The sequence below is a fragment of the Methylobacterium sp. Leaf99 genome (assembly GCF_001422375.1).
GTDB lineage: Bacteria > Pseudomonadota > Alphaproteobacteria > Rhizobiales > Beijerinckiaceae > Methylobacterium.
The window spans coordinates 390,957-404,403 of the sequence record NZ_LMMU01000001.1; the positions used below are offsets into that span (position 1 = coordinate 390,957).

General features: G+C 69.3%; 14 protein-coding genes. 12 read left to right on the forward strand and 2 right to left on the reverse strand.

The annotated features are described in order from the left end of the window. From yihA to ASF28_RS22140, 4 genes are read left to right on the forward strand one after another with little or no spacing between them, the layout of a single operon-like run. Positions 1 to 660 (forward strand): ribosome biogenesis GTP-binding protein YihA/YsxC, encoded by a 660-nt coding sequence (gene yihA, locus ASF28_RS01810; protein ID WP_056086874.1) that lies wholly within the window; start codon positions 1 to 3, stop codon positions 658 to 660. Further along, positions 657 to 1,031, forward strand: a complete 375-nt coding sequence (locus ASF28_RS01815; protein WP_056086877.1) for a DUF423 domain-containing protein — start codon at positions 657 to 659, stop codon at positions 1,029 to 1,031. The genes yihA and ASF28_RS01815 overlap by 4 nt, the downstream gene beginning before the upstream one ends. A gap of 35 nt (positions 1,032 to 1,066) precedes the next feature. Beyond that, the gene (locus ASF28_RS01820) at positions 1,067 to 1,303 is read left to right on the forward strand and encodes a hypothetical protein (RefSeq protein WP_056086880.1); all 237 of its coding nucleotides are present in this window, start codon (positions 1,067 to 1,069) and stop codon (positions 1,301 to 1,303) included. Beyond that, the gene (locus tag ASF28_RS22140; protein WP_157085270.1) at positions 1,300 to 1,455 is read left to right on the forward strand and encodes a hypothetical protein; all 156 of its coding nucleotides are present in this window, start codon (positions 1,300 to 1,302) and stop codon (positions 1,453 to 1,455) included. Before ASF28_RS01820 ends, ASF28_RS22140 begins: the two co-directional genes overlap by 4 nt. An 11-nt stretch (positions 1,456 to 1,466) precedes the next feature. Here the strand turns inward: ASF28_RS22140 and ASF28_RS01825 are convergent, their stop codons facing one another. Both ASF28_RS01825 and ASF28_RS01830 read right to left on the reverse strand, forming a co-directional pair. Then, on the reverse strand, positions 1,467 to 2,036 hold the full coding sequence (locus ASF28_RS01825) for a carboxymuconolactone decarboxylase family protein (RefSeq protein ID WP_056086882.1): 570 nt from the start codon (positions 2,034 to 2,036) through the stop codon (positions 1,467 to 1,469). Between the two features lie 8 nt (positions 2,037 to 2,044). Then, positions 2,045 to 3,496, reverse strand: a complete 1,452-nt coding sequence (locus ASF28_RS01830) for a short-chain fatty acid transporter (protein WP_056086884.1) — start codon at positions 3,494 to 3,496, stop codon at positions 2,045 to 2,047. Positions 3,497 to 3,717: 221 nt separating this feature from the next. Here ASF28_RS01830 and ASF28_RS01835 point away from each other — a divergent pair, with 221 nt between their 5' ends. The 8 genes from ASF28_RS01835 (at position 3,718) to truB (ending at position 13,438) form a co-directional block, all read left to right on the forward strand. Beyond that, positions 3,718 to 4,077: a hypothetical protein gene (locus tag ASF28_RS01835; RefSeq protein ID WP_056086887.1), complete on the forward strand. Its 360-nt coding sequence runs from the start codon at positions 3,718 to 3,720 to the stop codon at positions 4,075 to 4,077. Between the two features lie 210 nt (positions 4,078 to 4,287). After that, positions 4,288 to 5,067 (forward strand): ribosome maturation factor RimP, encoded by a 780-nt coding sequence (gene rimP / locus ASF28_RS01840; RefSeq protein WP_056086889.1) that lies wholly within the window; start codon positions 4,288 to 4,290, stop codon positions 5,065 to 5,067. Positions 5,068 to 5,142: 75 nt separating this feature from the next. Beyond that, a complete protein-coding gene (nusA, locus tag ASF28_RS01845) occupies positions 5,143 to 6,747 on the forward strand; it encodes a transcription termination factor NusA (protein WP_056086891.1) in 1,605 nt (534 codons plus the stop codon). Positions 6,748 to 6,845: 98 nt separating this feature from the next. Then, entirely contained in the window at positions 6,846 to 7,664 is an 819-nt protein-coding gene (locus ASF28_RS01850) for an RNA-binding protein (RefSeq protein WP_056086893.1), read from the forward strand. Further along, positions 7,665 to 10,586 carry a translation initiation factor IF-2 gene (gene infB / locus ASF28_RS01855; protein WP_056086895.1) on the forward strand — a complete coding sequence of 974 codons (2,922 nt, stop codon included), beginning with the start codon at positions 7,665 to 7,667 and terminating at the stop codon, positions 10,584 to 10,586. 186 nt (positions 10,587 to 10,772) lie between these two features. Beyond that, complete coding sequence (locus ASF28_RS01860; RefSeq protein WP_056086898.1) at positions 10,773 to 11,648, forward strand: hypothetical protein; 876 nt, start codon at positions 10,773 to 10,775, stop codon at positions 11,646 to 11,648. Between the two features lie 181 nt (positions 11,649 to 11,829). Further along, complete coding sequence (gene rbfA / locus ASF28_RS01865; protein WP_056086901.1) at positions 11,830 to 12,258, forward strand: 30S ribosome-binding factor RbfA; 429 nt, start codon at positions 11,830 to 11,832, stop codon at positions 12,256 to 12,258. 136 nt (positions 12,259 to 12,394) lie between these two features. Next, entirely contained in the window at positions 12,395 to 13,438 is a 1,044-nt protein-coding gene (gene truB / locus ASF28_RS01870) for a tRNA pseudouridine(55) synthase TruB (protein WP_056086904.1), read from the forward strand. The last annotated feature ends 9 nt before the right edge of the window (positions 13,439 to 13,447 follow it).

A 13,447-nucleotide genomic window follows, 5' to 3' on the forward strand; every position in this document is an offset into this window, starting at 1 on the left:
ATGTCCCAAGCCGACACCCAAGCCGAAGACGCCGCACTCCTGGAGTCCGGCCGCCTGCTGTTCGCGGGGGCCGCCGACTTCCTGTCCTCGGCCCCCACGGTCGTCGCCCTGCCGCCCATGAAGGGTGTCGAGATCGCCTTCGCGGGCCGCTCCAACGTCGGCAAGTCGAGCCTCGTCAACGCGCTCACCGGCCGCAACACCCTGGCGCGGACCTCGCACACGCCCGGCCGCACCCAGCAGCTCAACTTCTTCGACATCGGCGGGCGCCTGACCCTCGTCGACATGCCGGGCTACGGCTACGCGGCGGTGGAGAAGACCAAGGTCGAGGCCTGGACCGACCTCATCCACGACTACCTCAAGGGTCGCGCCAACCTCGCCCGGGTGTTCATGCTCATCGATTCGCGCCACGGCCTGAAGAGCATCGACACCGATGTCCTCGACGGCCTCGACAAGGCCGCCGTGAGCTATCAGGTGGTGCTGACCAAGGGCGACGCCCTGAAGAAATCCGAGGTCGAGGCCCGCATCGAGAAGACCCGCGAGGCCCTGTCGAAGCGCCCGGCCGCCTATCCGGAGATCCTGATCACCTCGAGCCGCGACGACCGCGGCGTGCCGGAACTGCGCGCCAGCGTCGCCCGGCTGCTCGCCGAGCGCGGCGCATGACCCTGCCCGACCGCATCCTCCTGGCACTGGGGGCCCTTGCCGGGCTGCTGGGCGTCGCGGCGAGCGCGGCGGCGGCCCACATCGCCGGGGCCGACAGCCTGAAGACGGCCGCGCAGTTCCTGCTGTTCCACGCCCCCGCCATCCTCGGACTGGTGGCCCTGGCCGCCACGGGCACGACGCACCGCCTCGTCACGCGGCTGGCCGCCGCCGCCCTCGTGCTGGGCCTCGTCCTGTTCTCCGGCGACCTCGCCCTGCGGGCGCTCCACGGCACGCCGCTGTTCCCCATGGCGGCCCCGACCGGTGGTTTCGCGCTGATGGGCGGATGGTTGCTGGCGGCCGTGGCGGCGTTCGTTCCGGTCCGGGTCCGGTAGGAGAACCGGCGCGTGCCCCAGCTACGACCGACCCGATGAGCATCGTCTTCAACGAACAGACCAAACTCCTCGCGACCGCGCTCAACACGGCGGCGACATCCTGCTTCACCGTCGGGATCGCGACGCCCGTGGCCGGCTACATCTACAATGTCAGCAATCTGCAGGTGACGCTGAAACCGCTTTCCCTGATGCTGGGGATTGGCGGTTGGCTTACCGCTGCGACCATCCTACATCTTCTGGCGAGGCGCACGCTGAAGGAGCTCACGCCATGAACGAGCTGGCCATTCTCGCATTCGTCGTCACGCCCGCCATCGTCGTCGTGATGGGATATGTCGCCGTCCGCCTGCACGAGGCCGCGGGCCGTCGTCAGGCGCGCAATCCGGTTCCGACGTCGAACCGTGCCGCCGGCCAGCAGGGACGATAGGACATCGAGACCTATCCGACCAACGGCGGCAATTGCGGCTCGGCCCCCTCCGGCAGGGCCGTCCGAGCCACGTTCATGCTCATGGCGAGCAGCGTGTAGTAGCCGTTGATCCCGGCCATCTCGATGGCACCCTGCTCTCCGAACGTCTCCACGACCCGCGCGTAGGTCACGTCGCTCACGGACCTGTTGCGGTGAAGCTCCGTCGCGAAGGCGTAGACCAGGGCTTCATCCGCCCCCATGGCGTCGGGCCGCCGTCCGTCGCGGATCGCCGCGACGATGTCCGCCGCCAGACCGGCCTCCACGGCGATGGGCGCATGGATGTGCCACTCCAGCTGCTGCGTCCATTCCCGCGCCGTGATCAGGATGATGAGCTCGGACAGGTGCAGGGGCAGCACGCTGCGGTAGCGCAGGTGCAGCCCCATGGTGCTGGCGTTGGTCATCAGGTCCGGGCTGCGGAGCAACGGCACGAACGGCCCGAAGACCGGCCCCTTGCGCGCGGCGCGGAAGGCGGCCGACGCCGCCTTCTGGGCGTCGGTCAGCCGGTCGGCCGGGATTTCCGGCATGCGGTCGGGCGCGGACACGGTGCGCCCTACGGCATCACGGGGGGATGATAGGTCAGGGTGAAGGCGAGCGCCCAGAGCAGGAACAGCACCACCGGCAGGTGGATGATGAGCTGCAGGAAGCTGAAGCCGACGATGTCGCGGGCCTTGAGGCCGAGGATGCCCAGCAGCGGCAGCATCCAGAACGGGTTGATGAGGTTCGGCAGGGCCTCCGCCGCGTTGTAGACCATCACCGCCCAGCCGAGATGGACCTGCAGCTCGTTGGCCGCCTGCATCACGTAGGGCGCTTCCAGCAGCCACTTGCCGCCGCCGGACGGCACGAAGAAACCGAGCACCGCCGAATAGACGCCCATGGAGATGGGGAAGCTGCCCGTGGTGTTGAGGCTGACGAAGGCGTGGGTGATCACGTCGGAGACGGAGGTGCCGGCGCCGTTCTTCGGTCCCGTCAGCATGGCGGAGATGGCGGCGTAGAACGGGAACTGGATCAGCACGGCGGCGGTGGCCGGCACGGCCTTGCCCACGGACCTGAGGAAGTTCTTCGGGCGCCAGTGCAGGAGCAGGCCGAGGGTGAGGAACAGGAAGTTGTAGGTGTTGAGGCTCGAGATCGCGGTGATCCAGGATTGCCGGGCGAATTCCTGCACGAGCCAGCCCACCGCCAGCACGGCGAGGAGCAGGGTCAGGATCGGCGAATGCTCGAGCCACTCGCTCGGCTGGCTCGGGCGCGCGGTGTCGGGCTTTTCGCGCGAGACGTCGACGCCCATGGATTCGGCCGTGACGGCGTTGGCCGGACCGGGCGCCGAGACGTAGGCGATGATGATCGAGATCACGAACAGGATCACGGCGATCAGCATCGACTGCCACAGGAAGATCGTCTCGCTGAACGGGATCACGCCGGTGATGGCCAGCAGGTTCTTGGGCAGGCTCGCCGGATTGGCCTGGAGCTGGGCCGCCGAGGAGCTGAGGCCCATGGCCCAGGTGGCGCCAAGGCCGAGATAGGCGGCGGCGCCGGCGGCGCGGTAATCCATCTTGAGGTCCGTGCGGCGCGCGAGCGCCCGAGCCAGCAGACCGCCGAAGATCAGGCTCAGCCCCCAGCTCAGGAACGACGACAGCATGGTGGCCGCCGCCACCAGGCCAACGGCGCCGCGCCCGCTCTTCGGGATCGCCGCGAGACGGTCGATGAGGGCCTGCACCGGGGGGGCGGTGGCGACGACGTAACCGCCGATGGTGACGAAGGCCATCTGCATGGTGAACGGGATCAGGCTCCAGAAGCCGTCGCCGAAGCTCTTGGCGATGGCTGCCGGCGGGGCGCCGTTGGCGAGCGCACCGAGGGCCACGATCACCACCGCGATGGCGACGAACACGAACGCGTCGGGAAACCACTTCTCCGCCCAGGCGGTGAAGCGGATGCCGAGGCGCGACAGGGTCCCCTCGGTGGCCGTGTCCCCTGTCGGACCGGAAGGCGGGCGTGGGGTGTTGGACATGGGCGCGATTCCACGGTCGTCCGGAGGCGGGTGCGCCATCTTGCGCAAACACCGGCCACGCTCAAGCGCGCTGGGGCGGCCATGAACACGAACGACGCGGGATGTCAGTCGACTTGGGCATCCTTCGACCGGGGCATCTTTGCGGTTCCTTATGGAATGGTCCGGCAGAGTGGCCGAGGTCGGTGGAAGCCCGGGGCGATCGAACCGGACGGGGGGATGTGATGTCGAAGGCGTCCGGGGATATCGCGTTCGATCGGCTGATGGCGGGCCGGCGCGCCCACACCCAGACCGTGCGCGACCTCACGGCGGCTACGGATGCCACGCGATCCGCGTCCTCCGACGGGAAGGCCTTCGGCAGCGGCCGGACCTGGCTCGTCGCCGCCGCCGCCAACATCGCCATCGTGCTCGGCGTGGCGTTCTGCGTCGTCCTCGGGCCGCCCCTCCTCGAATGTCGGCACCATCCTGAGATCGGGTTCTCCGCCGGCGATGGTTTCCAGGGCTGCGCCCGGAAGGCGACGGCCGAGCGCCTCGATCGCCTGGAAAGCCAGCTCCGGATGATGATGCTGGGCTCGGGCCGCTGAGCCGGCGACCCGAGGGGCGGGGGTTCACGGGCCAGCCGCGCGAAAACGCTTGAAACGGGATCGCGACGGGACTACTTGAAGGTCATCAGTTCTGGTTGCAGTCTTGAGGCTGCGGTTCGGGAGTGGGCCCCACCGGGTCCGCTCTTTTTTATTGCCGCAATGCCTCGCGCCGCCGGATCACCTCACGCAAGGCCGGACGTAGCACCCAGCATGGCGGACACTCCCGAAAAACGTCTGATCACCGAGACCGGCGTCGCCGCGCGCGTCGTCCAGGTCATCGAGGCTTCCATCGAGGGCCTCGGCTTTCGCGTGGTCCGGGTGCGGGTCTCGAGCGCCAATGGCTGCACGGTGCAGATCATGGCCGAGCGGCCGGACGGCACCATGTCGGTGGACGATTGCGAGGCGGTGAGCCGGGCGATCTCGCCGCTCCTCGACCTCGATGACCCCATCGGCAAGCCGTACTACCTCGAGATCTCGTCGCCGGGCATCGACCGTCCCCTGGTGCGGGCCATCGATTTCGAGCGCTGGGCCGGCTACGAGGCCAAGATCGAACTGGCCGTGCCCCTCGAGGGTCGCAAGCGGTTCCGTGGGATCATCCGCGTCCCCAATCCCGACGGGCTCACGGTGCCCATCGACCTGCCCGACGTGAAGGAAGGCCTGCCGAGCCGGATCGATCTGCCCTTGCGCGATCTCGGCGACGCCTACCTCGTCCTGACCGACGATCTGGTGCGCGAGTCCCTGCGCCGGGGCGGCGGCCCGCCGCCGATGCTGGACGACGAGGACGCGGACGCGGAGGAAGACGGCCCCGAGGCCGAGCCGGCGCCGCCCCTCAAGAAGAAGATCTCACGGCCCCTCAAGCCGAAGGCTTCGGCCCGGCCCAAGCCCGAGAAGATCGAGACCGAGGCGAGCCTCGCCATCAAGGCCCAGAACAAAGCCAAGCCCATCCGCACCAAGGCGGTGCGGGTGAAGGACGACGGCAAGCTTCACTAGAAACGCCCTGATCGCGCCCGGAAAAACGGGCGCGATCACGAAAACATCTCACGCCGAAGAGAAGGACGAAAACCGATGGCCGTCGTCAGCGCCAACAGGCTCGAACTCCTGCAGATCGCCGAAGCAGTCGCGCGCGAGAAGGTGATCGACCGCTCCATCGTCATCGACGCCATGGAGGAGGCCATCGCCAAGGCCGCCCGCTCGCGCTACGGCGCCGAGACGGACGTGCATGCCGAGATCGACCCGAAGACCGGGGCGCTGCGCCTGTCGCGCCACCTCGTGGTGGTGGATCAGGTCGAGAACGACGCCCGCGAGGTCACCCTCGATCAGGCCCGGCGCTACAATCCGGGGGCGCTCGTCGGCGACGTCATCTCCGACACCCTGCCGCCGTTCGATTTCGGCCGCGTCGCGGCGCAATCGGCCAAGCAGGTCATCGTCCAGAAGGTGCGCGACGCCGAGCGCGACCGCCAGTTCGACGAGTACAAGGACCGCATCGGCGAAATCGTCAACGGCCTGGTCAAGCGCGTCGAGTACGGCAACGTCATCGTCGATCTCGGCCGCGGCGAGGGCATCGTGCGCCGCGACGAGATGATTCCCCGCGAGACCTTCCGTCCGGGCGACCGCATCCGCACCTACCTGTTCGACGTGCGCCGCGAGGTGCGCGGGCCGCAAATCTTCCTCTCACGCTCGCACCCGCAATTCATGGCAAAACTCTTCGGCCAGGAAGTGCCGGAGATCTACGACGGCATCGTCGAGGTGAAGGCCGTCGCCCGCGATCCGGGGTCCCGCGCCAAGATCGCGGTGATCTCGCGCGATGGCTCCATCGATCCCGTCGGCGCCTGCGTCGGCATGCGCGGGTCCCGCGTCCAGGCGGTGGTCGGCGAACTCCAGGGCGAGAAGATCGACATCATCCCGTGGTCGGAGGATCAGGCGACCTTCATCGTCAACGCCCTCCAGCCGGCGGAAGTGGTGAAGGTCGTGCTCGACGAGGAGGCCGACCGCATCGAGGTGGTGGTGCCTGACGACCAGCTGTCCCTCGCCATCGGCCGCCGCGGCCAGAACGTGCGCCTCGCTTCCCAGCTCACCGGCTGGGATATCGACATCCTGACCGAGGCCGAGGAATCCGAGCGCCGGCAGAAGGAATTCGCCGAGCGCACCGCCGTGTTCATGGAAGCCCTCGACGTCGACGAGACCGTCGGCCAGCTGCTCGCGGCCGAGGGGTTCCGGAACGTCGAGGAAATCGCCTACGTCGAGGCCGGCGAGCTCGCCAACATCCAGGGTCTCGACGAGGAGAGCGGCACCGAGATCCAGGCCCGCGCCCAGGACCACCTCGCCCGCGTCGAATCGGAGTTCGACGCCAAGCGCCAGGAGCTCGGCGTGCAGGACGAGCTGCGCGAGATTGACGGCATCACCACCCCGATGCTGGTGGCGCTCGGCGAGAACGACGTGAAGACCATCGAGGATCTGGCCGGCTGCGCCACCGACGACCTCGTCGGCTACACCGAGGGGCGCGGCCCCGAGGCGACGCGCCACGCCGGCTACCTCGACGGGTTCGAGGTGTCCCGCACGGAGGCCGAGGCCATGGTCATGGCCGCCCGCGTCCATGCCGGCTGGATCGAGGCCCCGGCGGAGCCCGCCGAGGGTGATTCCGAGGAGGCCGAGGCGCCCGCTTCAGCCTGACCGCACGGGTTTCGACCCCTCGACGGAGGGAACGGGTGAACCCCGTCCCCTCCGTCGTCGTTTGCGTTTCAACGTTCTCCCGGAACCGTTCCGCCGCCATGGTCCCCCACCCCGAAGATCCGACGGCCGAGGTGCCCGAGGCGGACTTGAGCGACGCGCTCGATGCCGGGCTCGGCCGTGGCCGCCAGGGTGCGGAACGGACCTGCCTCGTCACCCGCACCAAGCATCCGCCGGGCGACCTCATCCGCTTCGTCCTGTCGCCCGACGGCGAGGTGGTGGCGGACCTGCGCGCAAAACTCCCCGGGCGCGGTGCCTGGCTCACGCCGACGCGGGCGGTGGTGGCCGAGGCCCTGAAGAAGCGGGTGTTCCAGCGGGCGTTCAAGACCAAGGACGCCGTCGCACCGGCCGACCTCGCCGACCGGATCGCCGAAGGCCTGCGGGCCGACCTGCGGCAGTCCCTGTCGCTCGCCAACAAGGCCGGCTGCGTGGTGGCGGGCTTCGCCAAGGTCGAGGCCGCCATCGGTGAGAAGGCCGGCGTCGCGGCGGTGATCCAGGCCCATGACGGCAGTGCCGACGGCCGCCGGAAGATCGCGGCGGCATTGCACCGGCGCCATGCGGGTGCCATATCCCGCATTCCGGTCATCGACAGCCTGTCCAACGAAGAATTGGGCGTGGCCTTGGGCCGGGATCATGTGATACACGCGGCTCTTGTCGCAGGAGTCGGGAGTTCCGGCTGCCTTGCGCGTTGGCGTCGGCTCCGTTCCTTCGAAGGTTTGGCGACGACGGCCGAGGAGGCCGGTTCCGTCCGTTATGGGCGAACCGCTTCCGATCTGCACGACGACGAAGTGACGGATTCGCCCGGCGCACAGCAGTTTGCCGGTTCACGGGACGATGGAAACCCTCAGGGTTTGGACTGAATGAGCGATACGAACAATCCGGGCGACAAGACGCAGGCAAGACCCCCTTCGAAGCCGCTGTCCTTGAAGCGTCCGATCGAGCAGGGAACGGTGCGTCAAAGCTTCTCCCATGGCCGCACCAAGCAGGTCGTGGTCGAGACGGTGAAGCGCCGTGTCATCGGCGCGGCCCCGGCCGCTCCCGTGCGGGAAACGACACCCGTCGCTCCGGCGACGCGCGTGGCTCCCCCGCCGCCGCCGGCGGCCCCGCGGCAGGCCCAGCGCTCCGCGTCGGGCGTCGTCCTGCGGACGCTGAGCGAGCAGGAGAGCAACGCCCGCGCGGCAGCCCTCGCCGACGCCAAGCGTCGCGAGGCGGAAGCCACGCAGCGCCTGGAGGCCGAGGCCGCCGCCGAGCGCGAGCGTCTGGCCGCCGAGCAGCGCGAGCGTGACGCCGCCGAAGCGCGCAAGCGCGACGAGGAAGCCCGCCGCCGCCAGGAGGAAGAGGCCCGCACCGCCGCGGCTGAGGAGGCACGTCGTGCCGCCGAGGAAGCGGCCAAGGAAGCGTCGAAGTCCGCCGCCGCCGAGGATGCGCCCGCTGCTGCGGCGCCGCCCGTCTCCAAGACGGCGCCGATGCCGGCGGCGCCCACCATCGTGCGCGCCCCCCCGGCCGCCCCGCGTGCCACGACGGCTCCCACCGCTGCGGCTCCGGCTCCGGCGCGTCCCGCAGCGCCCGCCGCTCCGGCGGCGCGTCCGCCCCTGACCGCCCGCCCGGCCTCTTCGGAGCCGCGCAAGACGATCACGGCCGACGTTCGCAAGCCGCGCGATCTCAACTTCATGGCGCGCCCCGCCCCGGCCCCCGAGCCGGAGCCGACCACGCCGACGACGGCCACCGCCGCACGTCCGGCTGGTGCCGCCACCACGGCCCGCACACCGGGCCGTCCCCAGGCCGCCGAGGAGGAGAACGAGCAGAAGCGCGTGATCCGTCGCCCCGGCATGCCGCTCAAGATCATCACGCCGCCCAAGACCCCGAAGCAGCCGGGCGGCGACCGCAACCGTGGACGCCTCACCATCGCCACGGCGACCTCGGGCGAGGACGAGCGCACGCGCTCCGTCGCCTCGTTCCGCCGTCGCCAGCAGCGCATGAGCGGCAACCGTCACGTCGAGCAGAAAGAGAAGCTCTCGCGTGAGGTGACGATCCCGGAGACGATCACGATCCAGGAACTCGCCAACCGCATGTCGGAGCGGGCCGTGGACGTGATCCGCCTGCTGATGAAGCAGGGCGAGATCCACAAGATCACCGATGTGATCGATTCGGATTCCGCGCAGCTCATCGCCGAGGAACTCGGCCACACCGTGCGCCGCGTCGCGGAGTCGGACGTCGAGGAAGGCCTGTTCAGCGACGAGCCGGACCTGGAGGAGGATCTCGATCCCCGTCCCCCCGTCGTCACCATCATGGGTCACGTCGATCACGGCAAGACCTCGCTGCTCGACGCCATCCGCAAGACCACGGTGGTCTCGGGCGAGGCCGGCGGCATCACCCAGCACATCGGCGCCTATCAGGTGGCCACGCCTTCGGGCGACATGGTCACCTTCATCGACACCCCCGGCCACGCGGCCTTCACCTCGATGCGTGCCCGTGGCGCCAAGGTGACGGACGTCGTCGTGCTCGTGGTGGCGGCCGATGACGGCGTCATGCCCCAGACGGTGGAGGCGATCTCCCACGCCAAGGCGGCCGGCGTGCCGCTCATCGTGGCGATCAACAAGATCGACAAGCCCGACGCGAACCCGCAGCGGGTCCGTACCGAACTGCTGCAGCATGACATCCAGGTGGAGTCGATGGGCGGCGAGACCCTCGAGTTCGAGGTTTCGGCCAAGACCGGCGACGGTCTACCGGACCTTCTCGAGGGCCTGCAGCTCCAGGCCGAAATCCTGAACCTGCGTGCCAATGAGGCGCGCGACGGCGAGGGCACGGTCATCGAAGCCAAGCTCGATCGCGGTCGTGGCCCCGTCGCCACCGTGCTCGTCCAGCGCGGCACCCTGTTCACCGGCGACATCGTGGTGGCCGGCGCCGAGTGGGGCCGCGTCCGCGCCCTCATCGACGACAAGGGCGAGAACGTTCCCTACGCCGGGCCTTCGGTCCCGGTGGAGGTGCTCGGCTTCAACGGCACGCCGGATGCGGGCGACCGCGTCGCGGTGGTGCCGAACGAGGCCCGTGCCCGCGAGGTCACGGAGTATCGTGCCCGTCAGAAGCGCGAGCGCATCGCCGCCCGCACGGGTGGAGCCAACCGTTCGCTCGTCGATATGATGCGCGACCTCAAGGAAGGCGCCGGCCGCAAGGAACTGGCACTCGTCGTCAAGGGCGACGTGCAGGGTTCGGTGGAGGCCATCAACGGCGCCCTGGAGAAGCTCGGCAACGACGAGGTGTCGGCGCGCATCCTGCTCGCAGGTGTGGGCGGCATCACCGAGTCGGACATCACCCTGGCGGAGGCCTCCAAGGCCGTCGTCATCGGCTTCAACGTGCGGGCCCACAAGGAAGCGCGCGAGTCGGCCGAGAACAAGGGCGTCGAGATCCGCTACTACAACATCATCTACGACCTCGTGGACGACATCAAAGCGACCCTGTCGGGCATGCTGCCGCCGACGCTCCGCGAGGAGCGTCTCGGCGAAGCCCAGATCCTGCAGATCTTCGACGTGTCGAAGGTCGGCAAGATCGCCGGTTGCCGCGTCACCGACGGTGTCGTCCAGCGGGGCGCCCACGTTCGCCTCATCCGCGACAGCGTGGTCATCCACGAGGGCAAGCTCTCGCAGCTCAAGCGCCTCAAGGACGACGCCAAGGAGGTCATCTCCGGCTACGAGTGCGGCATGTCGTTCGAGAACTTCCAGGACATGCGGGCCGGCGACACCATCGAGTGTTACCGGGTCGAGGAAATCCGCCGCACGCTCTGAGGGGCGGCGACGGACACAGTTTGATTAAGGGCCGCAGCCTCGCGTTGCGGCCCTTTTTTGTTGGACGAGGCGATTAAGATTAAGGGAGAGTTTCCCCGGTTTCGGAAGCTTGCCGGACGGACGGACATCCCGTGCTGGGCTAATGTGCGAAAGAGCGAACCACCCCCGGGTTCGGCGGAGCCATCGATGCTGCAATCCTACGCCCTGCGGCGGGCGCTGAAAGACGGAAAGTACCGGAAGATCTTCGTCGAGCGGCTGACCGAGCCCCTGCACCTCAACGTCATCTCGGCGGGCGTCGCCCTGTTCGGCAGCTACCCGGCGAAGGTCGCCTTCGACCTCGTGGTGCGCCAGCAATACGCCTACCCGATCCTGTTCGCCGCGGAATCCGCGCGGAAGCTCGGCCTCAAGCGGATCGCCGTCCTCGAGTTCGGCGTCGCCACGGGGGCCGGCCTCCTCAACATGTGCGAGCTCGCCGCGCACACGGAAGCCGCCACCGGCGTCGCCATCGACGTCGTCGGCTTCGACACCGGTACCGGCATGCCCCCGGCCGTGGACCACCGCGACCTGCCCGAGTATTTCCAGGAGGGCGATTATCCGATGGATTTCGAGGCCCTGCGCCGCTCCCTGCCGGCGCGCTGCCGCCTTCTCATCGGCGACGTTTCCGAAACGATCCCGGGCTATCTCGCGAGCGTGGGACCGGACGCCCCCATCGGCTTCGTGGCCGTGGACGTGGACTATTACTCGTCCACCGTCCGGACCCTGCCGATCCTCGACGGCGCGCCCGACCAGTACCTGCCCATCGTCCCCGTCTACCTCGACGACGTCGCCATGGACGGCTGCAACCCGTGGAACGGCGAACTCCTGGCGGTGGCCGAGTTCAACGCCGCACACCCGCTGCGCAAGATCGCACCGTTCAACCTCCTGCGCTCGAAGCGCATCTTCAAGAACGCCCAGTGGATCGACCGGATGTTCGCCGCGCACATCCACGATCACCCGGCCCGCACTCCGGCCACGGCGAAACGTGCGCAACAGGCCTATATCCAGAACGAGTATTTGCGTTAAGACAGCGCCTTCGACACCCGCTTCGGTCTGCCCGGCTTCCGTATCCGTACGGCGGCGCACCGATGCTCCGTATCAGCGACGCTCCGCTGGCGGCCACCCCGCGATGCCCCGCCGTCAAGCGGTCGGCCGACCCGGGTCCGGCCGCCATCCGGCCGTTTCGACAAGACGATCAGAACCGTTCATGGCCCAGAGACAGACCCCGACCGGACCGACGCAGCGCCAGCAGCGGGTGGCCGAGCTCATCCGCCACGCCATCGCGGAGGTGCTGCAGCGCGGCGATATCCAGGACCCGGTGCTGAGCGCGCACGTCATCACCGTGCCGGAGGTCCGCATGTCGACGGACCTCAAGCTCGCCACGGCCTACATCATGCCGCTCGGCGGCCAGAACGAGGCGCCGGTGATCGCCGCACTGGAGCGCAACAAGAAGGCGTTGCGCCAGGAAGTGGCCCGCCGGGTGAACCTCAAGTTCGCGCCCGACCTGCGCTTCCTGCGCGACGAGACCTTCGACGAGGCCGACCGGATCGACGCCATCCTGCGCACCGACAAGGTCCGGCGCGACCTCGAATCGCAGAAGTCCGACGGGGACGATTCGGACCCCGAGGCGGCCTGAGGCCCCTTCGCCGTCCCCGCCAGGCGGAATGCCGGGCGTCCCCGAGGAACGCCGGGCCTTCCCGTGCCATCTTTTCCAGATACCAAGACCGGACGGCCCTGGCCCGCGCGCGCCCCGTCCCTCGACCGAGGACAGCATGACCAACGACACGATCATCGAATCCCCCGATGAGGTCGCCCCGGCGTCCCAGGGTGCGGACGACACGGCCGCGGACACCCGTCCCGCCGAAGGTCGTCGCCCGCCGCGCGGCGGTCCGCGCCCCGACCGGCCCAAGCGCCGCGACGTCAATGGCTGGGTGATCCTCGACAAGGGCGTCGGCATGACCTCGACCCATGCGGTGGCCGTGGTGAAGCGGGCCTTCAACGCCAAGAAGGCGGGCCATGCCGGGACCCTCGACCCCCTGGCGTCGGGGATTCTTCCCATCGCCCTCGGCGAGGCGACCAAGACGGTGCCGTTCGTCATGGACGGCCGCAAGGCCTACGTCTTCACGGTGACCTGGGGCATCGAGACGGACACGGACGACGCCGAGGGGCGGCCCGTCGCCACCAGCGATGCGCGCCCCGAACGCGGGGCCGTGGAGGCCGCGTTGCCGAACTTCGTCGGCGCCATCGAGCAGGTGCCGCCGCGCTACTCGGCCATCAAGATCGCCGGGGAGCGCGCCTACGACCTCGCCCGCGACGGCGAGGAGGTGGTGCTCGTGGCGCGTCCCGTCCAGATCGACCACCTCGCCGTGGTGGAGCATGACGGCCAGCGTACGGTGATCGAGGCCCAGTGCGGCAAGGGCACCTATGTCCGGGCGCTCGCCCGCGACCTCGGGCGGATGCTCGGCTGCTACGGCCACGTCTCGGCCCTGCGCCGCACCCGCGTCGGTCCCTTCGCCGAGGCCGAATCCTGCGTCGTCGCCACCCTGGAAGAGGCCGGCCCCGACGGGAACGGCCCGCACCTGCATCCCGTCGAGACGGCGCTCGATGCCGTTCCGTCCGTGCCGGTCTCGCGCGACATGGCGCTGCGGCTCATGCGCGGCCAGCCGGTGATCCTGCGCGGACGCGACGCCCCCGTCGAAGGAAAGGCCTTCGCCACCTGCGGCGGCATCCTCGTGGCGGTGGGCGATGTCGAGCGCGGCGAACTCGTGCCGCACCGGGTGTTCCACCTCGGCGGCACCGCCCCCCAGCGCGGCTGATCGAACCCG